Annotated in this window: 18 protein-coding genes; 12 read left to right on the forward strand and 6 right to left on the reverse strand. The window is 42.9% G+C overall.

The window, feature by feature from the left end:
* Positions 1-13: 13 nt before the first annotated feature.
* Positions 14-1,351 (reverse strand): alpha/beta fold hydrolase, encoded by a 1,338-nt coding sequence (locus FTU45_RS03035; protein ID WP_005172747.1) that lies wholly within the window; start codon positions 1,349-1,351, stop codon positions 14-16.
* 322 nt (positions 1,352-1,673) lie between these two features.
* On the opposite strand from FTU45_RS03035, the gene FTU45_RS03040 reads away from it, so the two are divergent.
* The 4 genes from FTU45_RS03040 (at position 1,674) to FTU45_RS03055 (ending at position 7,170) form a co-directional block, all read left to right on the forward strand.
* On the forward strand, positions 1,674-2,939 hold the full coding sequence (locus FTU45_RS03040) for a glutamate-5-semialdehyde dehydrogenase (RefSeq protein ID WP_180075906.1): 1,266 nt from the start codon (positions 1,674-1,676) through the stop codon (positions 2,937-2,939).
* 449 nt (positions 2,940-3,388) lie between these two features.
* A complete protein-coding gene (locus FTU45_RS03045) occupies positions 3,389-4,609 on the forward strand; it encodes an acetate/propionate family kinase (protein ID WP_005172750.1) in 1,221 nt (406 codons plus the stop codon).
* A 54-nt stretch (positions 4,610-4,663) separates the two neighbouring features.
* Complete coding sequence (gene pta / locus FTU45_RS03050) at positions 4,664-6,802, forward strand: phosphate acetyltransferase (protein ID WP_005172751.1); 2,139 nt, start codon at positions 4,664-4,666, stop codon at positions 6,800-6,802.
* Between the two features lie 176 nt (positions 6,803-6,978).
* A complete protein-coding gene (locus FTU45_RS03055; RefSeq protein WP_100355658.1) occupies positions 6,979-7,170 on the forward strand; it encodes a hypothetical protein in 192 nt (63 codons plus the stop codon).
* A gap of 440 nt (positions 7,171-7,610) precedes the next feature.
* On the opposite strand, the gene FTU45_RS03060 is transcribed toward FTU45_RS03055, so the two are convergent.
* Positions 7,611-7,850, reverse strand: coding sequence for a DUF2171 domain-containing protein (locus tag FTU45_RS03060; RefSeq protein ID WP_005095591.1), 240 nt, complete (start codon positions 7,848-7,850; stop codon positions 7,611-7,613).
* Positions 7,851-8,600: 750 nt separating this feature from the next.
* Here FTU45_RS03060 and FTU45_RS03065 point away from each other — a divergent pair.
* Complete coding sequence (locus FTU45_RS03065) at positions 8,601-10,127, forward strand: fumarate hydratase (RefSeq protein ID WP_100355657.1); 1,527 nt, start codon at positions 8,601-8,603, stop codon at positions 10,125-10,127.
* A 70-nt stretch (positions 10,128-10,197) separates the two neighbouring features.
* On the opposite strand, the gene FTU45_RS03070 is transcribed toward FTU45_RS03065, so the two are convergent.
* The 4 genes from FTU45_RS03070 to tig form a co-directional block, all read right to left on the reverse strand.
* Entirely contained in the window at positions 10,198-10,914 is a 717-nt protein-coding gene (locus FTU45_RS03070; protein WP_100355656.1) for a DUF2846 domain-containing protein, read from the reverse strand.
* A gap of 170 nt (positions 10,915-11,084) precedes the next feature.
* On the reverse strand, positions 11,085-12,395 hold the full coding sequence (gene clpX, locus FTU45_RS03075; RefSeq protein WP_004278407.1) for an ATP-dependent protease ATP-binding subunit ClpX: 1,311 nt from the start codon (positions 12,393-12,395) through the stop codon (positions 11,085-11,087).
* A 29-nt stretch (positions 12,396-12,424) separates the two neighbouring features.
* Positions 12,425-13,030 carry an ATP-dependent Clp endopeptidase proteolytic subunit ClpP gene (clpP, locus tag FTU45_RS03080; protein ID WP_005095582.1) on the reverse strand — a complete coding sequence of 202 codons (606 nt, stop codon included), beginning with the start codon at positions 13,028-13,030 and terminating at the stop codon, positions 12,425-12,427.
* A 195-nt stretch (positions 13,031-13,225) separates the two neighbouring features.
* A complete protein-coding gene (gene tig, locus FTU45_RS03085) occupies positions 13,226-14,557 on the reverse strand; it encodes a trigger factor (protein WP_005095580.1) in 1,332 nt (443 codons plus the stop codon).
* A 265-nt stretch (positions 14,558-14,822) separates the two neighbouring features.
* Here tig and FTU45_RS03090 point away from each other — a divergent pair, with 265 nt between their 5' ends.
* From FTU45_RS03090 to FTU45_RS03120, 7 genes are all read left to right on the forward strand, one after another.
* Positions 14,823-17,090, forward strand: coding sequence for a TonB-dependent receptor domain-containing protein (locus FTU45_RS03090; RefSeq protein ID WP_180075907.1), 2,268 nt, complete (start codon positions 14,823-14,825; stop codon positions 17,088-17,090).
* Between the two features lie 311 nt (positions 17,091-17,401).
* A complete protein-coding gene (locus FTU45_RS03095) occupies positions 17,402-19,690 on the forward strand; it encodes a TonB-dependent siderophore receptor (RefSeq protein WP_180075908.1) in 2,289 nt (762 codons plus the stop codon).
* A 72-nt stretch (positions 19,691-19,762) separates the two neighbouring features.
* Positions 19,763-20,446, forward strand: a complete 684-nt coding sequence (locus FTU45_RS03100) for a Fe2+-dependent dioxygenase (RefSeq protein WP_180075909.1) — start codon at positions 19,763-19,765, stop codon at positions 20,444-20,446.
* 429 nt (positions 20,447-20,875) lie between these two features.
* Entirely contained in the window at positions 20,876-22,573 is a 1,698-nt protein-coding gene (leuA, locus tag FTU45_RS03105) for a 2-isopropylmalate synthase (protein ID WP_005172761.1), read from the forward strand.
* A 113-nt stretch (positions 22,574-22,686) separates the two neighbouring features.
* Positions 22,687-23,847: a homoserine O-acetyltransferase gene (locus FTU45_RS03110; RefSeq protein WP_180075910.1), complete on the forward strand. Its 1,161-nt coding sequence runs from the start codon at positions 22,687-22,689 to the stop codon at positions 23,845-23,847.
* Entirely contained in the window at positions 23,847-24,440 is a 594-nt protein-coding gene (gene metW / locus FTU45_RS03115) for a methionine biosynthesis protein MetW (protein WP_004278415.1), read from the forward strand. The genes FTU45_RS03110 and metW overlap by 1 nt, the downstream gene beginning before the upstream one ends.
* Positions 24,437-25,027 carry a tetratricopeptide repeat protein gene (locus tag FTU45_RS03120; RefSeq protein ID WP_100329259.1) on the forward strand — a complete coding sequence of 197 codons (591 nt, stop codon included), beginning with the start codon at positions 24,437-24,439 and terminating at the stop codon, positions 25,025-25,027. The genes metW and FTU45_RS03120 overlap by 4 nt, the downstream gene beginning before the upstream one ends.
* Positions 25,028-25,058 lie beyond the last annotated feature (31 nt).

Here is a 25,058-nt window from a genome sequence, read left to right on the forward strand (position 1 = left end):
TATTAAGCCCCGATTAAATCACTGCATCGAAAGCGTCTTCTTGCTGAAGGATTTTCTGTTGTTGCACAAAAGCCAATAAACGTTCTGCCACTTCAAAACTGCCATGTTTAAACAGGGCCCGCACTTGAGTCTCATCCTGTTCAAAGATCAGACATTCGATCTTGAACTCGCCGTTTTCATCTTCCAGATGCAAGGCCAGATCACGCGGATAAGCTGCGGCACACTCTGTCTGTCCTGCGTCTAACTCCAGCAATACTCCAAAGAAATTCATGTCGATAATTTCTACATTCAACAGCAGATCCGAATGACGATGACTCAAATAACGTTGTGGCTGTTGCACACAAATCCGTTCTTCACCGCGCCGTTCAATCTGCTGCATCTGTTCACGGCTAAACGGAATAATTCCCGGCAACTGCTCGACTGCTTCATCACGCAAGAAGGTGGCAAACAGATGCATAGTTTCTTTCCTGCGCTGCAACTGAGGCACATGGTCAGCACCGGCAATTTGTACATACTGCATATTTGGACATTGCAGGGCAAAATTGGCATTCTCATGTGGCAAGGTAAAACTGTCATATTGACCACAGGCCACCAGAACCTTGCACTGTGGAATCGGCACGTGGGTCAGACGCAATAGACGGTTGCAGTTAATATCATAACGCTCTTGTTCGGTCACCGTGAATTCTGACATCTGCTTGAAGAATAAGCGCTTTGCTGTTGGTGACATGCGGGTTTCTTTGAGACGGGCATGATTGACCAGATATAAAATGACCGCCTGACCAAATTCATCCATGCGCTGTTCTTTCATCAGATGCAAGGATTCTTCCAATAGCATGCGCCAGCTTTTGCGGGTTTTCTGCATTACGCCCATCAGGATCATCCGATCCACCAGTTCAGGGCGCTGGTCTGCCAGACAGGAGGCGACTACTGAGCCTAAGGACATGCCTAAAATTGAAACTTGAGGAAGTTGCATCTGCTCCAGCCATTGCCCCAGCATGGCAGCAAGGTCTTCAAGCTCCAGAGTTCCAGCCGACAGACCAGTATCCACATTGCTGATCTGCTGGTTGGCTCCCATCGAAGGCAAGTCAATCAGAATGATCGGGCCGGCAGCGAAGAGCTGTTCGACACAATATTTATAGGAATTAAAATTCTGGAAGGCGCCCCCAATGATCACCATCGGCCTGAGATGCAAGGTATCCGGACGGGCAATCGCCATATATTCGATTTTCCAGCCATCCATCCAGGTGCTTCGTGCTGGCTGCTTAAAACTGTGCTTATCATAAAGATCAAAAAAACCATAATGGCTTTGCGAATCCAATACATGGGCATCCATGTGGATAATGGAATTCATTTTCCTTTTCCTCCGTCCTTGCCTTATTTTTATTGTGCAAGTCATGATTAACAGATCTTATGCTTCAGACACATTCCGATGAGCCTGAACACGCATCCTGCTCTTTAATAATTATATATGACTTCAATGTCGCTTATTTCATTCTATACAGAGCGGCTTTTCACAAGCAACCGCTTCAGCGACCACTTATCTGCTTTTAAACAGAAAACAATTTCAAAATGTTTAGAAGTCCGCGAAAACGGATGATTTTTAACAGATGGGCTTCATTGTCCGGCAGCAGACTGTTAATATCGAAGTGAAATTTCTAAGTGATCAAAGCGCTATGCAAGAGTCTATTGAACAATATATGCAAACGGTAGGACAGCAGGCACGCCAGGCTTCTCGCATTTTGGCTCGTGCGTCCACCCAAACCAAAAACAACGCACTATCGGCTATTTATACGGCTTTGGAAAATAGCCAGCCGGCTATTTTGGCTGCCAACCAGAAAGATATGACCAAAGCGCATAATAACAATCTGGACAGTGCCCTGCTTGATCGCTTAGAACTCAACCCCGCACGCTTTAAAGGTATGTTAGAAGGCCTGAAAGATGTGATTGGCCTGAAAGATCCGATTGGTGAAATTAGCGATATGGCTTATCGCCCATCTGGCATTCAACTGGGCAAGATGCGTGTACCTTTAGGTGTGGTCGGCATGATTTATGAATCACGTCCCAACGTGACCCTGGAAGCGGCTTCACTGGCGCTGAAATCAGGCAATGCGATTATTTTACGTGGCGGTTCAGAAGCACTGGAATCCAATCAGGCGATTGCCGCGGCAATTCAACATGCGCTGAAAATTTCCGGCCTGCCAGAATCAGCAGTACAAGTGATCAATACCGTTGATCGTGCTGCAGTCGGCCAGCTCATTACCATGACCGAATATGTCGATGTGATTGTGCCTCGTGGCGGCAAGAGCCTGATCGAGCGCATTACTGAAGAAGCTCGTGTCCCGGTGATCAAACATTTGGATGGTAATTGCCATATCTATGTGGAAGCACAGGCGGATCTGTTAAAAGCCTTACCCATTGCTTTAAATGCTAAAACCCATCGTTATGGCGTGTGTAATGCCATGGAAACTTTGCTAGTCGATGAAAAAGTCGCTGAAGAGTTCTTGCCCCGCATCGCAGAACTTTATCAGGAGAAAAAAGTAGAGCTCCGTGGTTGCAAAGACACCCAGCGTATTCTTGCTGATGCAGTGATTGCGGCCACTGAAGAAGACTGGTATACCGAATATCTGGGCCCAATTCTGGCCATCAAAGTGGTTTCTGGCATAGAAGAAGCGATTGAACATATTAATCAGTATGGCTCACATCATACCGATTCGATCATTACTGAAAATTACAGTCTGGCACGTGAATTTTTGGCCGGTGTCGATTCGAGTTCGGTGATGATCAATGCCTCGACCCGCTTTGCTGATGGTTTTGAATATGGCTTAGGCGCGGAAATCGGAATTTCAACCGATAAAATTCATGCCCGTGGTCCGGTTGGTCTTGAAGGCCTGACCTCACAAAAATGGATCGTATTTGGTGATGGTCAGATTCGCCAATAACTATTTCAGCTGATCACTTTAAAAATCAGCTTTGTTCGCAAGGCTGATTTTTTATGGATATAAAAATTAAAACCGAAATCGATCAGAACCTTTGGGTCATTTTATTGATGAATCTCTGTATAGAATTGTATGTATAAGTCATATTTGCTGTTTTAGGCACTAAACTGAAAGCAATCTGTTCCAGTACGACATTGAAAATAGAATTTGGCAGCTTTATTGATTATATTTTCAGCATCATTTTATTTATAAATGAAAACTATGAACTGATAAATTTTAGTTATTATTGTCAGCCTGGTCGATAATGCTTAAGTCTAATCTGCTAAAGTCTATCTAGGACAGAAAAAAAACAAATGTTAAAACATCAATATTGATTCAGCTTAGTGCTTTTTTGCTGATCACTGGATCAAGTCAATGGACGAGAATTTTAATTAAAAATCGGGTAATCAATCGTGTCTAAATCAGTATTAGTTATTAATTGTGGCTCTTCTTCAATCAAGTTTGCATTACTTCTTGAGGAACAGAACTTCCGTATTCATGGTTTAGCTGAGAACTTAGGCACAGAGAATGCTCGTATCAAAGGCGTGACTGTCGGTAACGAACCAGTCGATATCCATATTCCTTTTGCCGACCATAAAAAAGCCCTTGAAGTTGGTTTGGAGCGTCTGGCTAACTATCGCCCAGATGCGATTGGTCACCGTGTGGTACATGGTGGCAGCCTGACCAAAGCAGAATTGATCAATGATGAAATTATTGAAAAGATTCGTGAAGCAACGCCACTTGCGCCCTTACACAATCCGGCACATCTGATTGGCATTGAAGCCACCAAACGCTTGTTCCCAGACTTACCGCAAATAGCAGTATTTGATACCGCATTCCATCAAAGCATGCCAGCACATGCATATCGCTATGCCCTGCCAAAATTCTTATATACAGCCCATGGTGTGCGTCGTTATGGTTTCCACGGCACCAGCCATGCTTATGTTTCAGACCGTGGTTCTGAACTGGCAGGTAGCCTGAAACAAGGCGGCTGGTTAACAGCACATCTCGGTAATGGCAGCTCGACCTGTGCCGTGTGGAATGGGAAAAGTGTAGATACGTCAATGGGCTTAACCCCGCTTGAAGGTATTGTCATGGGCACCCGCAGTGGCGATGTCGACCCAAGCCTGCACAGCTTCCTGGCAAAGAACCTGGGTTGGGATATCTATAAAATTGACAAGATGCTGAATAGCCAGAGCGGTCTTTTGGGCTTGTCTGATCTGTCCAATGACATGCGTACCCTGATTGAAGCATCGGAACAAGGTAATGAAGATGCTGCATTGGCGATTGAAGTATTCTGCTACCGTCTAGCCAAATCTCTGGCAGCACTGAGCTGTGGTCTGCCACGTATTGATGGCTTGTTCTTCACTGGCGGTATTGGCGAAAATTCTGCCTATATCCGTGAAAAAACCATGACTTATCTGCCCCACTTCGGCTTCAACCTGGATAAAAGTGCCAATAATGACCTGAAACGTGGCACTGAAGGCCGTATCGATTCAGGTACAGGTCCACAAATCTGGGTAGTGCCAACAGACGAAGAAGGTCGTATCGCTCAAGAAGTACATAGCGTTGTAGAACTTGAAGTGGAGCAAAAAAACGCAAAAAAGTCTGAAGCTGAGGTAGCGCTTGCATAAGCAAGCAGGGCCACTTTTTAACTGATTTTTATTATTGTGTGACTGACGTAACTTATGAAAACGATTCTATTGGTTCCCACTGGGGAAGGCGTAGGCTTAACTTCTGCATGTTTAGGCCTGATTTATGCACTGGAATGCCAAGGGGTTAAAGCTGGCTTTCTCAAACCTTTTGCTCAGGAATTGAATGAAGTCGAAGACCGTACTACGGCTTTGTATCGTCATATTTCTCAAAGTGAAACTGTTGAACCAATCCGTTATAGCAAAGTCTTGCAGCAGATTAATCTGGGTGAACAGGATGAACTGCTGGAAGAAGCGGTACGTCTGCATCGTCAAATTGCCAGACAGCATGACCTGATTATTGTCGAAGGTCTATTGCCAAATGCTCAGGACAGTTTTGCCGATGATCTGAATGCCTCGCTGGCGCAGGCTTTGGATGCCAAAGTGATTGTGGTCAGCAATGCCAATATCCAGCAGCCAGGTCAGACTGCCGATAAAGTTGAAAACCAGATTCGCAACTTTGGTGGCGCCAGTTCAACCCGCCTGTCTGGCATCCTGTTGATGCGAACCAAAGGTCTGCCTGAAGAATCTGCACAGATTCCTGTAACGCTTGATCCGGATTTACGTCTTGCAGAAGAAACCACACAATTTATTCGTGCCATCCAGCAAACCCATCCACATATTGGTTCAGAAAAGTTACCTGTAATTGGACTGGTGCCTTTCAGTAAAACTTTAAGTGTGCCGCGTATATCTGATCTGGCGGCACATATTCAGGCCTACTGGATTAATGAAGGCGAAGCGAAACAGCGCCGTGTCCAGCACAGCAGCCTGATTTCGGCCAATATTGAACATGAATTGCATAAATTTGTAGCGGGTGAATTGATCATCAGTGCATCTGACCGGATTGATGTGTTATTGGCCAGCAGTCTGGCCAGCAGCAATGGTATTCCTTTGGCTGGCTTGGTGCTAACTGAACATCATCAACCAAATGATCACGTATTGGAATTTTGCCAGACCGCCATCAAACAAGGTTTACCAATTTTACATACACCGCTTAGCACCTTTGAAACCGCACAAAAACTGACAAATCTCAGCAATGAAATTCCAGTAGATGATACGGAACGTGCAGATCAGGTCACGCGCTTTGTTTCGAGTCACATCAATCCGGAATGGCTCGGTCAGATGTTGAATGGTTCTTATAAGCCACGTCTATCGCCTTCAGCCTTCCGGCATGAACTGGTACAAAAATCGATTGCGGCGAAAAAACGTATTGTATTACCTGAAGGTGATGAACCACGTACGATACAAGCTGCAGCAATCTGTCAGTCGCGTGGCATTGCACAATGTATTTTATTGGCCAATCCCGAATCTGTTTTAGAAGTGGCAAAAGCTCGTGGTATCGAATTGCCTGAAGATCTGGAAATTCTGGATCCGGATCTGATTCGTGACAACTATATCGACAAGATGGTCGAGCTACGTAAAGGCAAACTCAACGAACTGCAAGCGCGTGAACAGCTGCAAGACACTGTGGTGCTCGGCACCATGATGCTGGCGCTGGATCAGGTTGATGGTCTGGTCTCTGGCGCGGTACATACCACGGCCAATACCGTACGTCCTGCCTTTCAGCTGATCAAGACTGCACCCGATTATTCACTGGTTTCTTCTGTGTTCTTTATGTTGCTGCCAGATGAAGTCTATGTTTATGGCGACTGTGCGATTAATCCTGATCCAGATGCAGAGCAGCTGGCCGAGATTGCGATTCAATCGGCAGATTCTGCCAAAGCCTTTGGCATTGACCCGCGGATTGCAATGATTTCTTACTCTACCGGAACTTCAGGTATGGGTGCCGATGTCGAGAAAGTGGCTGAAGCAACACGAATCGCCAAAGAACGTCGTCCTGACCTGCTAATTGATGGGCCATTACAATATGATGCTGCCTCGGTGGAAAGTGTTGGCCGTCAAAAAGCACCAGATTCACAAGTGGCCGGACGTGCCAATGTCTTTATTTTCCCGGATTTAAATACGGGTAATACGACTTATAAAGCTGTGCAACGTGCTGCCAATGTAGTCAGTGTCGGGCCAATGTTGCAAGGCTTGAACAAACCGGTGAATGACCTGTCTCGTGGTGCTTTGGTCGATGATATTGTATTTACCATCGCCTTAACCGCGATTCAGGCAGAACAGCAGGCTCAATAAATTTAATAGCTCCGCACTCACCACCCTCTCGCAAGATGGGGTGGTTTTTTTAATCATTTTTGTTCTAAAGTCGGACATTCTATAATCTGTCGATTACGTTTCTAAAAATAAAAAATGCTCTCAAAGAGCATCAAATCAGCACTGATCTTAAATGGAATCGCATCTACTTACACTTAGTGAAAGTTGAAAATCTGCTCACATTTTTAGCGCTCACGCAAATCGATGAAATGCGTTATATGACCGGCTTGAAATGGCATTTTACACTTGAAGATATGCAGGCACATATTCAGCGCTGTTTGGCTGATCCAACCCGTTATGACTTTGCGATTTGTTTAAACCATCATGATGAAATGATCGGTAAACTTTGAATTCTAGAAATCAATCTTGTGCTCAACATGCCGAATTTTGTATTGCCATCTCAACGATCACTTGGACAGCTCAAGGCTATGGCAGTGAAGCGCTCAAGTTGGTCAAAGAGTTTTTCTTTAAGCCATTACAACTCAAAAGTTTAGGCTTGATAGTCTTTGGACATAATTTAGGTGGAAGTCGTGCCTAGGAAAAATATGGTTTTCAAACGCTAAAAATCATACAAAATGGTTTTGAATATGAAGGGAAATTTTCAGATAAAATCATTATACAGGCTCAAAATCCATTTCTGGCAGAATGCAAAACCAAATAAAAAAGAATCAACTACGCATAATAAATGCCAGTCTTTCGAACTGGCATTTTCAACGATTACTAATAAAGTCTGTGACATAAAAAATTAAGCTGAGACAGCCCTGCTTTTCAGTCCACTGACTTTAATTTTTTATAAGGTGGTCCACTCTTTACGCACATCTTCTGCTGTTTTATTGAGCACTACGCTATCGTCTTTGATTTCGCTTACCCAACTCAAGGGAATCAGATGATGCTCATTATTTTCATCATCACTTCTTGTTAATTTAATTGAATCCTGACCTTCTAAATGGTCTACCTTCCCGACTTGAGTACCACATGAAGCAATGACTGAAGCATGTTCTTTAATATCACTTGCATTAAAATTGTTCATTCTACTTGCCTGTTTCTAGAAGTTGAGAGAAACAGTCTAAGCAATAAAAAATGCCACATGTGTAAGGGTTTTCAGGCTTTGAGTTTTTCTGGGTTAAAAATGTAAATGGTCAACATGGCTTGAGTAAGCTATAGGAGAGATGCTTTTTAAATTTGAGTTTTCAAATATTTTTATAACTGGATTTGAAGATTTGAAGATTTGAAGATTTGAAGATTTGAAGATTTGAAGATTTGAAGATTTGAAGATTTGAAGATTTGAAGATTTGAAGATTTGAAGATTTGAAGATTTGAAGATAGGTTAATTTTTTATGTCTTAAAATAAAAAAGAAGATAAAGCTTAGGCTTGATCTTCTTTCTGACCGTACATCCAAGTTGCAGCGATATATACACAAAAACCACTTGCCATTAAAATACCTGTAACCATTGTTAAGATCTCCCGTTTCAATAGCTGCATTATGTAAAAGTTTTATGACAGTTATATGACAATCTGGTTTTTTATTAAATTTAAAATAATTAATAAAATTCAATCGCTTAATACGGAATAAGCAAAATTATGCGTATTTTTTATCTGAAATATGACACTAAATATGACCGATTACTGTCATATTTGACCCGCTGAGCTGCTCAAGTCGTCCTTCAGATTGCTTAAACTATAAACTTTCGGCCAATGCTCGCCCAAAATGCCCACAACCCGATTCTTTTGTCTTATAATTTAGCCCGCTAGCTATCAGCCCGCTCAAGAGATATTTGTATGACAACTATTATCAAGCAAGATGACTTAATCACATCGGTTAAAGATGCGCTTCAGTTCATTTCTTACTATCACCCACAAGACTTTATCCAAGCGATGAGCCGTGCGTATGATCGTGAAGAGAACAAAGCTGCTAAAGATGCGATCGCGCAAATCTTAATTAACTCACGCATGTGTGCAGAAGGCCACCGCCCAATCTGTCAAGATACCGGTATCGTCAACGTATTTGTTGAAGTGGGCATGGATGTTAAATTCGATTTAACCATGGGCCTGGATGATGCAATCAATGAAGGCGTACGTCAGGGTTATTTAGAAAACTCCAACGTGCTTCGTGCATCAGTTCTGGCCGATCCTGCTTTTGGTCGTAAGAATACCAAAGACAACACTCCTGCCGTGATTTACCACAAGCTTGTGCCTGGTAATAAAGTAGATATCACTGTAGCAGCCAAAGGTGGCGGTTCAGAAAACAAATCTAAATTGGCAATGTTAAACCCGTCTGATTCAATCGTGGATTGGGTACTGAAAACTGTTCCAACCATGGGTGCAGGCTGGTGTCCACCAGGTATGCTGGGGATCGGGATCGGTGGTACTGCTGAAAAAGCCATGATGCTTGCCAAAGAAGCATTGATGGAAGAGATCAACATGGACGAATTGCTTCGTCGTGGTCCACAAAGCAAAATGGAAGAGCTTCGTATCGAAATCTTCGAAAAAGTAAATGCTTTGGGTATTGGCGCACAAGGTCTTGGCGGTTTAACCACTGTTCTTGATATTAAGATCAAGGATTACCCTTGTCACGCTGCTGGTAAGCCAGTCGGTATGATCCCGAACTGTGCTGCGACTCGTCATGCACACTTCACACTTGATGGTACGGGTGTTGCCAACATCATCGCACCGAAACTTGAAGACTATCCTGAAGTCACTTGGGATTCTTCAACCTCTAAACGCGTTGACCTCGACACAATTACTCAAGAAGAGATGAATGCTTGGAAACCAGGCGATACGCTTCTTCTTAACGGCACAATCTACACGGGTCGTGATGCTGCGCACAAACGTATGGTCGACATGCTCAACAACGGTGAAGAACTTCCTGTTGATTTGAAAGGCAAGTTTATCTACTACGTTGGCCCAGTCGATCCAGTCGGTGATGAAGTTGTAGGCCCTGCAGGCCCAACAACGGCTACACGTATGGATAAATTCACACGCCAGGTCCTTGAAGCAACTGGCATGTTCGGCATGATCGGTAAAGCGGACCGTGGTCCTGCTGCCGTTGAAGCCATTAAAGACAACCAGGCGACTTATCTCATGGCTGTCGGTGGTGCTGCTTACCTAGTATCTAAAGCCATCCGTGAAGCTGAAGTGGTTGCCTTTGCTGACCTAGGCATGGAAGCGATCTACAAGTTTGTCGTAAAAGATATGCCGGTATCTGTAGCAGTTGATGTGAATGGTACTTCTATTCACGCGACTGCACCGAAAATCTGGCAAGCAAAAATTGGTAAGATTCCAGTCGTGGACGCTGCTGCGGGCTAATTTCTATTGCAATAAAAAAGCACCCTGAATGGGTGCTTTTTTATTGTGTTTGCTTAAAAAAATGTCCAAATTACCAAGTCCGTGGATCCCAAAGTTTAAAAGGTGCTTTCAGCTGCACATCTAATGAGGGATCATAAGCAGTCGGTTCAATTTTTTGGGCTTTTTTACGAATCTGGCCAGTTTCCTGATCTTGTGCCACGAAGTTAAAACTGTCTGATTTTAGCTGAGTAAAAGCAATTTCATTCAGGCCAACTTTTTCCGGCATCAGCATGAGCGGCCCGGAAATACTCCGGCGTGTACTGATATTTTCTTCATCATATTTAATAAAATAAGACTGTCCCGCTTCCACACTAAAATCCAGATATTTAGGCTTCTGGAAATGTAGCGCGCCTAATGGCCGGCTGGTACTCAAACGATAGGTCCCTGCAGGCACCTCAATCCAGTAATAATGATTATGCAATAAGCTTGGAATATGCTCTTGATTAATAAACAGGCTGGCAGCAACAATTTCCTGACGGTTCCATCTGGAATCAGGCCGGTATAAATACACGATGGCTGCTTCAGCATGCTGCGGTTTCACCGTCTGAAACTGGTTGCCCTGCTTTTGATTGACCCAGCCGCCAATGGTGAACATGCCGATACGATGCTGCTCGACGAAGCCCGGTTTTTTTTCAAGATCGATATTTTTTAAAGTGCTGAGTGGCTGTGTAGGCTCAACGACGGCTTTCTTACCATGACACCCCAGCAATGCCAAACTGCTGATGAGTACAATTGCGACTCCACGCATGCTTATCCCTCACTGCGTCTTTATTCTTTTGTATGCAAGTGCTTTGCGATTTGTTTTTTATAAGTTTTAGGCATCCACGCCTAGTGAATCAGATTAACACCGAGCTTTATTTTTGGAAATAAAAAACGTGCGAAAACACGGAGTTTTCGCACGTTTCGGACGAATAGCAATTAAGCAGATTTACTATTCACGACCTTTAAATCTATTTTTGTCGCTGTCTCTTGCTGATCATGCGGCTGACGCTCGGCACGGTATTCCGGCTCTGCTTCACCTTTAATCACTGCTTCATTGATCACGACAGTACCGACATCGCTACGGCTTGGCAAGTCATACATGGTTTCCAGCAATGAATTTTCTAGGATCGAACGTAGACCACGTGCACCTGTATTACGCTCAACTGCTTTCTTAGCCACTGCACGTAATGCCGATTCTTCAAAAACCAGATCCACATCTTCCATATCAAACAGATGTTGATACTGACGGGTCAAAGCATTCTTCGGCTCAGTCAGAATCTGCATCAGTGCTTCTTCATCCAACTCGTCTAAAGTGGCAATCACTGGCAAACGACCAATAAATTCTGGAATCAAACCAAATTTCACCAAGTCAGTTGCTTCAACTTGACGGAACAAGTCAGACAGCTTCTTGGTTTCATCTTTTTTACGCACTTCCGCAGTAAAGCCGATACCACCTTTTTCCTGACGCTGCTGCACAATTTTCTCAAGTCCTGAGAATGCACCACCACAGATAAACAGGATGTTCGAGGTATCAATCTGAATGAATTCTTGCTGCGGATGCTTACGTCCACCTTGTGGCGGAATTGATGCAACCGTGCCTTCAATCATTTTCAATAATGCTTGCTGAACGCCTTCACCCGATACATCACGCGTGATGGATGGGTTTTCAGACTTGCGGGTAATCTTGTCGATTTCATCGATATAGATAATCCCCTTTTGCGCTTTTTCGACATCGTAATCTGCTTTTTGCAAAAGCTTCTGTACGATGTTTTCTACATCTTCACCCACATAACCGGCTTCGGTCAGTGTCGTTGCATCTGCCATGGCAAATGGAACATCAAGAAGACGTGCCAGCGTTTGTGCAAGCAAGGTTTTGCCCGATCCTGTCGGACCAACCAACATAATATTACTTTTTGAAAGCTCGACTGAATCATCAGCTTTCTTGCCATTATTCTGCACTTTCAAGCGCTTGTAATGGTTATAAACCGCTACTGACAAGGTTTTCTTCGCGACGTCCTGACCAATCACATATTGATCCAAGGCCGCACGAATTTCATGCGGTTTCGGCAAAGGACGATTGGCCCAGTCATTGGTTTCCACCTGCTGACTGGTTTGAACCAAATCTAAGCATACGTCCACACATTCGTTACAAATGTATGCGTCCTCGCCTGCAATCAGCTTCCCGACTTCAGACTGCGTTTTACCGCAAAATGAACAATGCTTTTGTCCTTGAGGATGTTCGGACATATTTACTCCACTATCTGAATCTTTAAAACTTATGGACGTTTAGTTAAAACTTCGTCCACAAGACCGTATTCTTTCGCTTGCTGAGCAGTCATAAAGTTATCACGGTCTGTATCGCGTGCTACTTTCTCGTATTCCTGACCGCTGTGTTCAGCCATTAAACGATTTAAACGTTCTTTAATAAATAGAATTTCACGGGCATGAATTTCAATATCCGAAGCCTGACCACGGAAACCACCGAGTGGCTGATGAATCATAACACGGGCATTTTCTAAGCAGTAACGCTTACCTTTAGTTCCGGCATTGAGCAGGAAGGCACCCATAGATGCTGCCTGCCCCATACAATAGGTCACCACGTCAGGTTTGATAAACTGCATGGTGTCATAAATTGCCATACCTGCAGTCACTGAACCACCTGGCGAGTTGATATATAAATGAATATCTTTATCTGGATTTTCAGCCTCTAAAAACAACATTTGCGCAACGATAAGGTTCGCCATATTGTCTTCAACTTCGCCCGTCATAAAAATTACACGTTCACGCAAAAGGCGTGAATAAATATCAAAAGAACGCTCACCACGAGAGGATTGTTCTACCACCATTGGCACTAAAGCGTTTTCAATCGTTGGAACATACATACGTTTATTTATTCCTAAATTTTTTGTGACCTAACCCATAATCACAATATGAGGGATAATCACTGAAATTGCAAAAAATTCGCCAATAAATCCATCATATTTTTTGCATTAGTTTTGTGAAAATCAGAAATGCTTTTTTCAGGCATCAATATGAAAAAAAGGCGCATCAAGCGCCTTTTTTATGGAAAGCTAAAATTAAGCTTGTTGACGAGCTTGCTGCTCTTTCAATAAGTCTTCATAGCTTACAGTCGCATCAGTTACTTTAGCAGAAGCCAAAATGTAATCAACAACTTGGTCTTCTAGTACAACAGCTTCGATTTGTTGACGTTGTTGCGCATCGTTTTTGAAGTATTCGATCACTTCGTTTGGATCTTCATAAGAAGACGCCATGTCTTGGATATACGCTTCAACACGTGCAGCATCTACTTCGATTTTCGCATCAGCTAAAACACGGCTAACAAGTACACCAAGTTTTACAGATTTTTCAGCTTGTTCTTTGAACAATTCGTCTGGAAGCATGCTTGAATCAAATGCTTGCGCACCTTGAGCACCGAACTGTTGAGTGAACTGCTGAATCATTTGTTGACGTTGACGGTCAATTTCTTGAGCAAGCATAGCCGCTGGAAGTTCAACTTCGTTTGCAGCAACAAGCGCATCAAAAGTCGCACCTTTTACCTGGTTACGCAGGCCGTTTTTCACTTCACGTTCCATGTTTTTACGAACGTCAGCTTTCAACTTCTCAACGCCTTCTTCTTCAGACACACCGAAGATTTCCAGGAATTCAGCATCAATTTCTGGAAGTTTTTGTTTTTCAACAAGCTTCACAGTGATTTTGAATTGAGCTTGTTTACCAGCAAGGTTTTCAGCTTGGTAATCTTCAGGGAAAGTTACATCAATCACTTTCTCTTCGCCTTTCTTCATACCAACGATGCCGTCTTCGAAGCCAGGAATCATACGGCCAGAACCGAGTACAAGTTTGAAGTCTTCAGCAGCGCCGCCTTCAAATTTCTCGCCATCAACCGTACCTTCAAAATCGAAAGTCACTTGCATGTCTTTTTTAGCCATGCCTTTGGTTTCAGCCCAAGCAGCACGTTGTTTTTGAAGATTTTCGATCATCTTCTCAACGTCTTTATCGTTGACTTCAGTTGCTTTACGTTCAACTTCCAGACCTTCGAATTTCACTTCAACTTCTGGATAAACTTCAACAGTCGCTGTATATACCAGCGCGTCGTCTTTCATTTCAGTTTTTTCGATGTTTGGCATGCCCACAGCATTGATTTTCTCTTGCTGGATTGCTTCGAAAACTGTGTCACGAATAATATCGTTTACCACTTCTTGGTAGATACCCGCGCCGTATTCACGACGAACTACGTTTACAGGCACTTTACCTGGACGGAAGCCGTTGATCTTCGCAGTTTTAGCAGTGCGTTTTAAACGAGCTTCAAATTGCTCATTAATACGGCTCGTCGGTACAGAAACATTTAAACGACGGGCAACGCCCGAAACCGCTTCAGAAGTTACTTGCATGGCTTCCTCTATATATTAGGTTATAACAGGTTTATAAAAATGTGCCACATTATATGACAACATTTAAGGATATACAAAAAATACGCGCGAGTTCCAGTTTTTAAACCCTTTTTTTACTTGAATTGGCATCTTTTCAAATATTCAGGCGATTAAATTGAAATGAAGGAATTGTATATTTTTATTGCAAATGATAAATATTATCACTAGTATTCACTTTCAAATTTGATACAAAACTTTGAACTCTCTCCATATTGGAATTTTGGTTATGCGTGATTTTAATCTTCGACCTTTAGCTGTGGCTATTCTTGGGGTTACAACAGCTGCTGCTCATGCTGAAACAACAAGCACAACATCTGTTCCGACAACTCAACTTTCCACGATTGTTGTGTCAGCGGCAGGTTATGAACAAAAAATTAAAGATGCTCCAGCATCTATTACAGTTCTAACAGAAGAAGATTTTAAAACTAAACGTATTACCTCTATCGCTGATGCTTTGAAAGGTGTTGAAGGTGTTGATATTAGCCCTTCTGCGGGTAAAACAGGCACCCTCAATATTCGTATGCGCGGCATGCCTGCTGAATACACTTTAGTATTGATTGATGGAAAACGTCAAAACTCAGTTGGTAGCATCACACCAAATGCCTTTGGTGAGTCAAACAACAACTTTATTCCACCTATTTCTGCGATTGAACGTATCGAAGTCATCCGTGGACCAATGTCTACCCTGTATGGTTCTGATGCGATGGGTGGTGTGATCAACATCATCACTAAAAAAGTGAATGATGAATGGTCCGGATCAGTAACATTAAGCGGTACAGTATTACCAAAAAGCTCTGAATTTGGTAATCAATACTCTGCTGAAGTATTTACATCTGGTCCTGTGATTAAAGATTTAGTTGGCGTGCAATTACGTGGTCGTAAAGCAGAACGCCAACAGTCTTACTTAACAACTCCTACTGGTGCTTTAACTCAAGGTAACAGCCCGACTAAGTCTGATATTGAAACTTTAGGTGCACGTATTACCGTTACCCCACATGCCGACCATACCATTTCTTTAGATGTTGAAAACACACAGCAATGGTTTGATAACAGTCGTGGGCAGCTAGGTACTTATTTAGATGCTACAGGACGACCAATTGCACCATCAGCAACACAAGGTTATGGTCCAAGCCAAGAATATGAGCGCACTAAAGGCTACATCTCACATGAATGGAATGCTGATTTTGGTAAACTTGAAAGCAGTATTTCACATGTTGAAACTGAAACTATTGGTCGTTTAATCCCTGCAGGCATGTTAAATACTGCTGAAAAAACCAGTTTCCATGACCGCAAACTGACAAGTGAAGATACTTATTTCGATACTAAATTTAGTACACAAAAATTTGAAAATCATAGCTTAACTGTCGGTGCACAGTGGTGGGAATCAAGCGTAAAAGATGGTATCCGCCGTACCAATCCTGAGCTTTCTTTTGACCAATATGGTCTATTTATCGAAGACACTTGGACAATTTTACCTAATTTAAACTTAACATTAGGCGGTCGTTTTGATGACCATAGTAGCTTTGGTGACTTCTTTACGCCACGTGCCTATGTCGTATGGAATGTAAATGACCAATGGACTGCAAAAGGTGGCTATTCTGAAGGCTATAAAGTGCCACGTTTAGAGCAATTGACACAAGGTTTATCCAACGTTGCTAGCCAAGGTCGTTCGCCTGTTTTAGGTAGCGCTACCTTAGAGCCAGAAACAAGTGAAAACTACGAAATTGGTATGTACTTTGACAACCAAGCTGGTTTTAATGCCAATGTAACATTCTTCCAAAACAAGACTAAAAATAAAATCACTACAGTAGGTGCAGGTTACTCTTTAGTTCATATTCAGGATAAAGATATTGCTGATTTAGTTGCTAAAGGGACTTACGTACCTGGCGTTAGTTATAACGGTCACCCAATCGGATTTGACTGTACAGGTAATATTAGTGCCTGTAATGCAAAATTCCAAGAATGGGGAATTGATTGGAATACTGCAGCAAACCGTAATTTAACTTTAGCTCGCCCATATAATGCAGATGAAGCTGAATCACATGGTATTGAAGTTGGAGCTGCTTATCAAGTAAACGACCAATGGAAACTCTCTGGTAACTATACTTGGACAAAAGGTGAACTTACAGATGCTTTAGGCATCAAAACCGAAGACGCTGATAATGCCGAGCATGTTGCCAACCTTTTAGTTAACTATACTCCTGCTGATAACATGTCATTATGGTTACGTGGTGAATACCGAAGCAGTCAAATTCGTACTGCTGGTGAAGTAAAAGATGCTTTAGGTGACTATGAGGGTTATACACAGTGGCATCTTGGTACTAATTACACAGTGAATGATAATGTAGATATCGGTGTTGCGCTTTATAATATCTTCGATAAAAACTTTGTAGATTACCAATATGTGGGTGGTAGTATCGATGATTACCACAATCGTTATACTAACACTCAAGAAGGTCGTCGCGTTCAGTTAAGTACAACTTTTAAATTCTAAGAAATACAGCTTTAAAAAAAACCCTGCCTCCAGCAGGGTTTTTTCTTGTCCTCAGAGCAGCGTGCCCAAAAGTCTTGCCAATATATGTACTTCCATACACATCATTATTCTCAATAAAAAGTTAACAATCAGATTAATTTATCAATATTTATTAAAAACATAAGCTTAAATTAAAATTGTTACATCATTACATTTAAAAACTCATTCAATATTTTCTTGAAGATCATGAATTCCCATCATTAAAAGATAAAAGTAAAAACAAGAATCATTATTATTCGCATACATTTTCAAATTCATTTTTTAGGTTTAACATGACCTTTATTAAAACACGTAAAAAAATCGTTTCCTCTGCAATTGTTTCGTCTTTATCAATTGTCGGAACACATGCAATTGCTGAAGAAAATGTAGTTCGACTTGACACCATTCATCAAGAAGTCAAAGCTGAACAAGCACCCAGCTTAAAAGTAGATCAATCTGCGAATAGCAAATTTGTTGCACCTTTACTCGACACACCCAAATCAGTTTCAGTGATTTCAAAACAGCTGATTGCCGATACACAAGTGACGACTTTAGCTGATGCACTGCGTACAGTTCCGGGGATTACCTTGGGTGCAGGTGAAGGTGGTAATCCGAATGGTGACCGCCCATTCATTCGCGGTTATAACTCTGAAAGCTCCATGTATGTAGACGGCGTTCGTAATGCCACTTCACAAAACCGTGAAATGTTTGCTGTCGAACAGGTCGAAGTGACTAAAGGTTCTGCGTCTGCCATGGGCGGCGCAGGAGCGACCGGTGGTAGCATCAACATGATTTCTAAAGTTGCGAAGAAAGGTGACTTTTTAGAAGGCTCGGTCGCTGGCGGCACAGATAACTATCAACGTATTACTTTAGATGGCAATAAAGATTTCGGAAATGGTATCGCAGCACGTGTTGCGGTAATGGGCCATCATAATGAAAAAGCTGGCCAGAAAGATGGTGCGGAATATAAACGTGCCGGTATTGCGCCAAGTATCACTTTCGGTTTAGACAGCCCTACCCGCGCAACTTTAAGCTATTACTACTTAAAATCGGATGACACACCGGATTCAGGTGTTCCTTATAACAATCCCTTTGCAGCGACAAATGCAAATGTAGGATTGAATGGCAACGGCAAGCCTATTGATATTAAACAAGGTCAATACTATGGCTGGCAAGATCGAGACTTTCAGAAACAGGAAAATCAGATCGGAACGCTTAAATTAGAACATGACCTGACCGACAACCTGACGATTAGCAATACCGCAGTGTATAACAGCTCTAAAAATGATTATCTGTGGACCAATCCAGATGACTCAAGAGGTAACTTCTTACTGAATGGCAATGTCTGGGCGCGTGCCAACTCACGTGTCGCCGATACTGATGCATTTACCGATCAACTCGCTCTAACAGGTAAATTTAATACCGGCGCGTTTAAACATAGTTTTAACTTGGGTGCCGAATATTCAGAGCAGGAAACTGACCGTACCCAATACATTATTGATGGTGTTAACGCTACAGGTAATGTACACAATGCCTGTAACGCTGCCGATATTGCATCAGGTTGGTGTACTTCTGTACAGAACCCTAACCGTGGACCATGGACAGGTACATTAAGTACCAATGGCGCTGACCGTTATAATATTGAAAGCAAATCCAAGTCTGTTTATTTCCTGGATAGTATTGAGTTCAATCCTCAATGGCTTTTAGATCTGGGCGTCCGTTGGGATGATTACTCAACTGAACAAACCATGCTTGCAGGTCGTTTTAATACAACGACTCCAGCAGGCACAATTGTTAAACTTGAAAATGATAAAGACTTTATCAACTATCAAGCCGGCCTGACCTTTAAACCGGTTGAAAATGGTTCTATCTATGCAAGTTATGCAACTTCCGCCAATCCGGTCGGTGTAGATGGCGGGGACGGCTCTGAAGGCATTACAGCCGCAATCAGCAATCTTAAGCCCGAAGAAGTCCGCACCATGGAACTCGGCACTAAATGGGACATGTTAAATGACAAGCTGAATCTGACTGCTGCCATTTTCCGTACTGAAAAAACAAATACCCGTGCCACTGCCGATGATGGCACGACCAGCAATATTGGTGAAATACGTGTCGACGGGATTGAACTGGGTGTAAATGGTAATATCACGGACAAATGGGCGGTATCTGCGGGCTATACCTATTTAGACAGTGAACTCATTGATGGTGGATTTGTAAATACTGCCGCTACAAGTCAACCTGCTGTATATGCACCAAATCCTAGCAACGGGAATCAGGTTCAAAACGTAGCGAAAAACAGTGCCACCCTTTGGACCACTTATGCTATTACCCCTGCTTTAACTTTGGGTGCAGGTGCAATCGCAATGAACAAGGTTTATGGCAATGCAGCCAATACCAAGTTTGTTCCAGGTTATGTGCGTTATGATGCCATGGCACGTTATAACGTCAATAAAAACGTTGATTTGCAATTGAATATCAACAACCTGTCAGATGAACGTTACTTCACCAAGGCCTATTCATCTCACTATGCCACTGAAGCAGAAGGTCGTAGCGCAGTATTGGCAATCAACTTTAAATATTAATTCAATGTAAGCGCATAGCCTCCTTATGGGGGCTATGCTATTTTCAATATAAAATATTCAGGAAAAGTCTTCGTGCTGCATCATATTCCAAACGTACTGAGCAAAGAACAAGTGCAATATTTCCGGGAGGAGATGAATAAAATCGAGTGGGTGAATGGCAAGGTTACGGCTGGTACGCTCTCTGCAACGGTAAAACAGAATCAGCAATTGCCTGAAGATCATCCCCTGACCCATCATTTAAGTCATATTATTCTTGAATCATTGGGTCAACATCCGCTATTTCTATCGGCTGCGATTCCACTCGATATCATTCCCCCTCTGTTCAACCGTTATGAAAATAACGAAGCTTTTGGCTTTCATGTCGACAACTCCATTCGCCGTATTCGTGGCACGAATGAACGTCTCAGAACCGACTTATCCTGTACGGTTTTTTTGAGTGAACCTGAAGAATATGCCGGTGGTGAACTGGTGGTTGAAGACACCTATGGCTATCACGAAGTAAAACTGCCTGCCGGGGATATGATTCTGTATCCATCCACCAGTTTGCATGAAGTCACCCCAATCACCTCAGGTTGCCGAATTGCCTCATTTTTCTGGATACAAAGCATGATTCGTGATGATGCAGAACGGCATATGCTGTTTAATCTGGATCAAAGCATTCAAAACTTGAGAATGCAACTGGGCGATCAGCATGCAGAAGTTATGAAACTGACCAATTTGTATCACAACCTCATGCGCAAATGGGCCGAGCTTTAAAAGCTTGCCCGGATTAAATGCCTTTAGCCATCTAGGGCTATTTTTTCTAAAAATATAGGCTGATATGGCATGATTGGGTGTAAAAAATAACGGCTTATTTCAAAATAAAGAAAATATAAAACACTATACTTAAAATATATGGGAATATTTTTCAAAACTTAAAGCTTATAAGAAAATCTTTATTAAGATACGACTAAAATCTATTAAAAAAGCAAAAACTTTTCGGTTTAACTGGATTAAACTTAAAGTTATAAGTTGATCATGCAGGTTTTTTTGATTAAAACTAAATCCCAAATATTCCAGAAGATTTTTAGTTTTAATGCTGGTTCCAATCTGTATGTAGACGATTATAGACACAATCTATTCGGTAACCTTTGCCAGTGCTTCAACCAAGCGCAGACTCTATCAGGTTACACAAGGAGCTCTCTCATGATGTTGGCTGATCCAAGTAAAAAATACCGTCGCATGTATCAACGTGTGGACTTACCAGACCGTCAATGGCCGAACAATGAAATCAACAAAGCGCCAATCTGGATGAGTACTGACCTGCGTGATGGTAACCAGGCGATCTTCGAGCCAATGAACATGGAGCAAAAATTCAAGATGTTCCAGATGTTGGTGAAAATCGGTTTCAAGCATATTGAAATTGGTTTCCCTTCAGCATCGCAAATTGACTTTGATTTCACTCGTAAATTGATTGAAGAAGATCATATTCCTGAAGATGTTTATATCGAAGTTTTGGTTCAAGCTCGTGATCATTTAATTGCTCGTACCTTTGAATCTTTACAGGGTGCAAAACGTGCCATTGTGCATATCTACAACTCCAATTCACCGACTTTCCGCGAGAAAGTCTTAAATGTAGATGTAGCGGGCGCAAAACAATTAGCCGTCAATGCAGCACAAAAAGTCAAAGAATATGCCGCAAAACAGCCTGAAACTGAATTTGTCTTCCAGTACAGCCCGGAATGTTTCACTGCGACTGAATTAGAAGTTGCAAAAGATGTCTGTGATGCTGTGACTGAAATCTGGGAAGCATCACCGACCAATAAAGTGATCTTGAACTTGCCAGCAACGGTAGAAGTTTCAGGTCCACACATCTATGCCGATCAAATCGAATGGATGCACCGCAACATTCAGCGTCGTGATGGTGTAATCATTTCAGTGCACTGTCATAATGACCGTGGTTGCGGCATCGCGGCATCTGAATTGGCGATTATGGCTGGTGCCGATCGTGTTGAAGGTTGTGTGTTTGGGAACGGTGAGCGTACCGGTAATGTCGATGTGGCAGCAATCGCATTGAACATGTATACCCAAGGTGTTGCGCCAAACCTGGATTTCTCCAATATCAATGAAATTATCGCGACTGTAGAAGAATGTACCGGTTTGCCAGTACATCCACGTCATCCATACGCAGGTGATTTGGTCTTTACTGCATTCTCCGGTTCACATCAGGATGCGATCAAAAAAGGTTTCGAATTCCAGAAAGACCAAGAAATGTGGGATATGCCATATTTACCAATCGATCCAAAAGACTTGGGTCGTGACTATGATGCGGTGATTCGCGTTAACTCACAGTCAGGTAAAGGCGGTATCGCCTACTTGTTAGAATCGAATTACAACGTGACTTTACCACGTCGTTTACAAATCGAGTTCTCGCAAATTGTACAAAAACGTACCGATGAACAAGGCACTGAAATTTCTGCAACCGAGATCTGGAAGTTGTTTAAAGAGACTTATGTCGATGTTAAACATGTACATTACTCGACTAAAAACTACAAGTTATCGGATGACAATGGCAATCAGGTGATTGAGCTGGATCTTGAAGTTGAGGGTCAGTCCCGCCGTGTTCGCGGTGAAGGCAATGGTCCAATTTCTGCAATCTTGGATGCACTTCAGTTACCGATTGATGTGGTGAACTATGAAGAGCGCAGCATCAGTTCAGGTGCGCATGCCAAAGCCTTGGCCTTGATTGAACTGCAAGTCAAAGGCACTGGCAAGTCTGCCTTTGGTGCGGGTGTACATGACAACATCGTGACCTCTTCCATCGAAGCGATTATTGCATGTACCAACCGTCTGATTGATCAAGGTGTATTAAGCACTGATCAGGTAATCGCTGCTGCGGTCTAACCGGCTGTATTAGAATTAGCGATAATTCATAGCACTAAAATGACTTTAGAAGGATATCCGCTAGTGGTATCCTTTTATTATTCATACTCAAGATTTTAAGGCGAATCCTCCCCGTGTCTTTTCCAGCTGACTCAGTGGGCATTGTTGTCCCACAAAAGTTCCAATTTGAAGAGCCGTTAGAGCTTGAATGCGGTCGTATCCTCCCCCGTTTTGAACTGATGGTTGAAACTTACGGTACCTTAAATGCTGACAAGTCCAATGCCATTCTGATTTGTCATGCCCTTTCTGGTCATCATCATGCCGCTGGCTATCATCATGAAGATGATAAAAAGGCCGGCTGGTGGGACGCCTGTATTGGTCCCGGCAAAGCCATTGATACTGCAAAATTCTTTGTGGTATCACTGAATAATATTGGGGGCTGTAGCGGTTCTACCGGTCCAACGTCACCAAATCCTGAAAATGAAAACCGTCCTTATGGTCCAGATTTTCCGCTGGTCACGGTCCGCGACTGGGTTAAAACTCAGGCTTTATTGTCCGATCGTTTAGGCATTCAGACTTGGGATGCCATCATTGGTGGTTCACTCGGTGGCATGCAGGCACAGCAATGGTCAGTGGATTACCCGAACCGTTTAAGAAAATGTGTGATTATTGCCAGTGCGCCAAAACTTTCAGCACAGAATATTGCCTTTAATGAAGTAGCACGTCAGTCAATTTTGTCTGATCCTGACTTCCACAACGGCCGTTATCTGGAAAATGACAGCTATCCCAAACGTGGCCTGATCCTGGCGCGTATGGTCGGTCATATTACCTACCTGTCCGAAGAAGCCATGAAGCAGAAATTTGGCCGTGATCTGAAATCTGGCAAATTTATGTATGGTTTTGATGTCGAATTCCAGGTCGAAAGTTATTTGCGTTATCAAGGTGAACAGTTCAGCCGTAACTTCGATGCCAATACCTATCTGATCATGACCAAGGCACTGGATTATTTTGATCCGTCACGTGAATATGAACAGTCACTGAAAAAAGCCATGGCCCATACCCGGTGCAAATTTTTGGTGGTGTCCTTCACCACTGACTGGCGTTTTACCCCTGCCCGCTCGCAGGAAATTGTGGATGCCTTAATTAGCAATCATAAACCGGTGAGCTATTTAGATATTGATGCCGAACAGGGTCATGATTCCTTCCTGTTCCCGATTCCCCTGTATGTAAAATCTTTGCGTGCATTCCTGGGTGGTGAAGAACACCTGAAAGCCACACCGAAGGAGACCGTATAATGCGTATCGATCAACAACTCGCTGAAAAGTGGATTAAGCCCGGTTCTAGCGTACTTGACCTGGGTTGTGGCGATGGTGAACTGCTGGCACAAATGAGTAAAAAACACGATATTCGCGCATACGGATTAGAAATTGATCAGGAAAAGATTGCAATTGCGGTCAGTCGCGGGTTAAATATCATCCAACAAGACTTAAACCTCGGTTTAAGCCGCTTTGCCGACCAGTCTTTTGACAATGTGGTCATGGCACAAGCTTTGCAGGCTGTAGATGCACCTGACGTATTATTGCGTGATATGGTGCGTGTAGGGAAACAGGCCATTATTACCTTTCCGAACTTTGCGCATTGGAAGACCCGTTCTTTCTTGGCAATCAAAGGGAGAATGCCGGTTTCTGAAGCCTTGCCGTATATGTGGTATAACACCCCGAATATCCACTTATGTACATTTCGTGATTTTGAAGCACTTTGTGCGGAAAATAATATCAAAATTATTAATCGACTCGCTGTGAACGGGAATCAAGAAGATAGTTTGCTGAGCAAGCATCTCCCTAATCTATTTGGTGAAGTCGCAATTTATCGAGTGAGCGCGCTATGAAAAAATTATTATTAAGTACGACGCTACTGGCGGGACTTTTTGGCATGCAAGCCCATGCAGACTATGTTGCTCCAAGTCCTTCTGTTGCCAGTCAAGCGGCTCAGTATTCAATAATGGATATCAACAGTCTGATCAAAGCAGCGAAAGCAGGTCAGGCCGGTGCACAGTTTTATCTGGCCACCAAATACCAGTATGGCAAAGACATTCAAAAAGATGAACGACAGGCCTTTGCCTGGTACAAAGCTGCTGCCGATCAAGGTTTAGCTGTGGCGCAGTTAAATGTCGGCCGTATGCTGGCAGATGGCATGGGCACCCGAAAAGATGAAGCGCTGGCACGTCAGTATTTTGAAAAAGCAGCCAGCCGTGGTGATAACCGTGCCAGCTTTAACCTGGCCATGATGGAAGAGAAAAAGAAAAACTACATGGGTGCTTATCAGTGGTATGAACTGTCTACCCGTGATGGCATGCTCGACAATAAAGTGATTACCCTTTCTGAAGGCAAGAAAACAGCATTGGCGGCCAACTTGACCCAGGAACAGATCCGTCAGGCGCGTGACCGTGCCGACAGATGGATTCAGGCACAATAAGCTGAATGGTATAAATAGCACCTTCGGGTGC

The sequence above is a fragment of the Acinetobacter sp. YH12106 genome, assembly GCF_013418995.1.
Classification (GTDB): domain Bacteria; phylum Pseudomonadota; class Gammaproteobacteria; order Pseudomonadales; family Moraxellaceae; genus Acinetobacter; species Acinetobacter pseudolwoffii.

What these genes read in the sequence shown, in the direction of transcription:
- leuA (WP_005172761.1), top strand. Translation starts at nt 20,876, where the DNA reads ATGATGTTGGCTGATCCAAGTAAAAAATACCGTCGCATGTATCAACGT.
- FTU45_RS03040 (WP_180075906.1), top strand. Translation starts at nt 1,674, where the DNA reads ATGCAAGAGTCTATTGAACAATATATGCAAACGGTAGGACAGCAGGCA.
- FTU45_RS03070 (WP_100355656.1), bottom strand. Translation starts at nt 10,914, where the DNA reads ATGCGTGGAGTCGCAATTGTACTCATCAGCAGTTTGGCATTGCTGGGG.
- tig (WP_005095580.1), bottom strand. Translation starts at nt 14,557, where the DNA reads ATGCAAGTAACTTCTGAAGCGGTTTCGGGCGTTGCCCGTCGTTTAAAT.
- clpX (WP_004278407.1), bottom strand. Translation starts at nt 12,395, where the DNA reads ATGTCCGAACATCCTCAAGGACAAAAGCATTGTTCATTTTGCGGTAAA.
- FTU45_RS03065 (WP_100355657.1), top strand. Translation starts at nt 8,601, where the DNA reads ATGACAACTATTATCAAGCAAGATGACTTAATCACATCGGTTAAAGAT.
- FTU45_RS03035 (WP_005172747.1), bottom strand. Translation starts at nt 1,351, where the DNA reads ATGAATTCCATTATCCACATGGATGCCCATGTATTGGATTCGCAAAGC.
- FTU45_RS03095 (WP_180075908.1), top strand. Translation starts at nt 17,402, where the DNA reads ATGACCTTTATTAAAACACGTAAAAAAATCGTTTCCTCTGCAATTGTT.
- clpP (WP_005095582.1), bottom strand. Translation starts at nt 13,030, where the DNA reads ATGTATGTTCCAACGATTGAAAACGCTTTAGTGCCAATGGTGGTAGAA.
- FTU45_RS03090 (WP_180075907.1), top strand. Translation starts at nt 14,823, where the DNA reads ATGCGTGATTTTAATCTTCGACCTTTAGCTGTGGCTATTCTTGGGGTT.
- FTU45_RS03120 (WP_100329259.1), top strand. Translation starts at nt 24,437, where the DNA reads ATGAAAAAATTATTATTAAGTACGACGCTACTGGCGGGACTTTTTGGC.
- FTU45_RS03060 (WP_005095591.1), bottom strand. Translation starts at nt 7,850, where the DNA reads ATGAACAATTTTAATGCAAGTGATATTAAAGAACATGCTTCAGTCATT.
- pta (WP_005172751.1), top strand. Translation starts at nt 4,664, where the DNA reads ATGAAAACGATTCTATTGGTTCCCACTGGGGAAGGCGTAGGCTTAACT.
- metW (WP_004278415.1), top strand. Translation starts at nt 23,847, where the DNA reads ATGCGTATCGATCAACAACTCGCTGAAAAGTGGATTAAGCCCGGTTCT.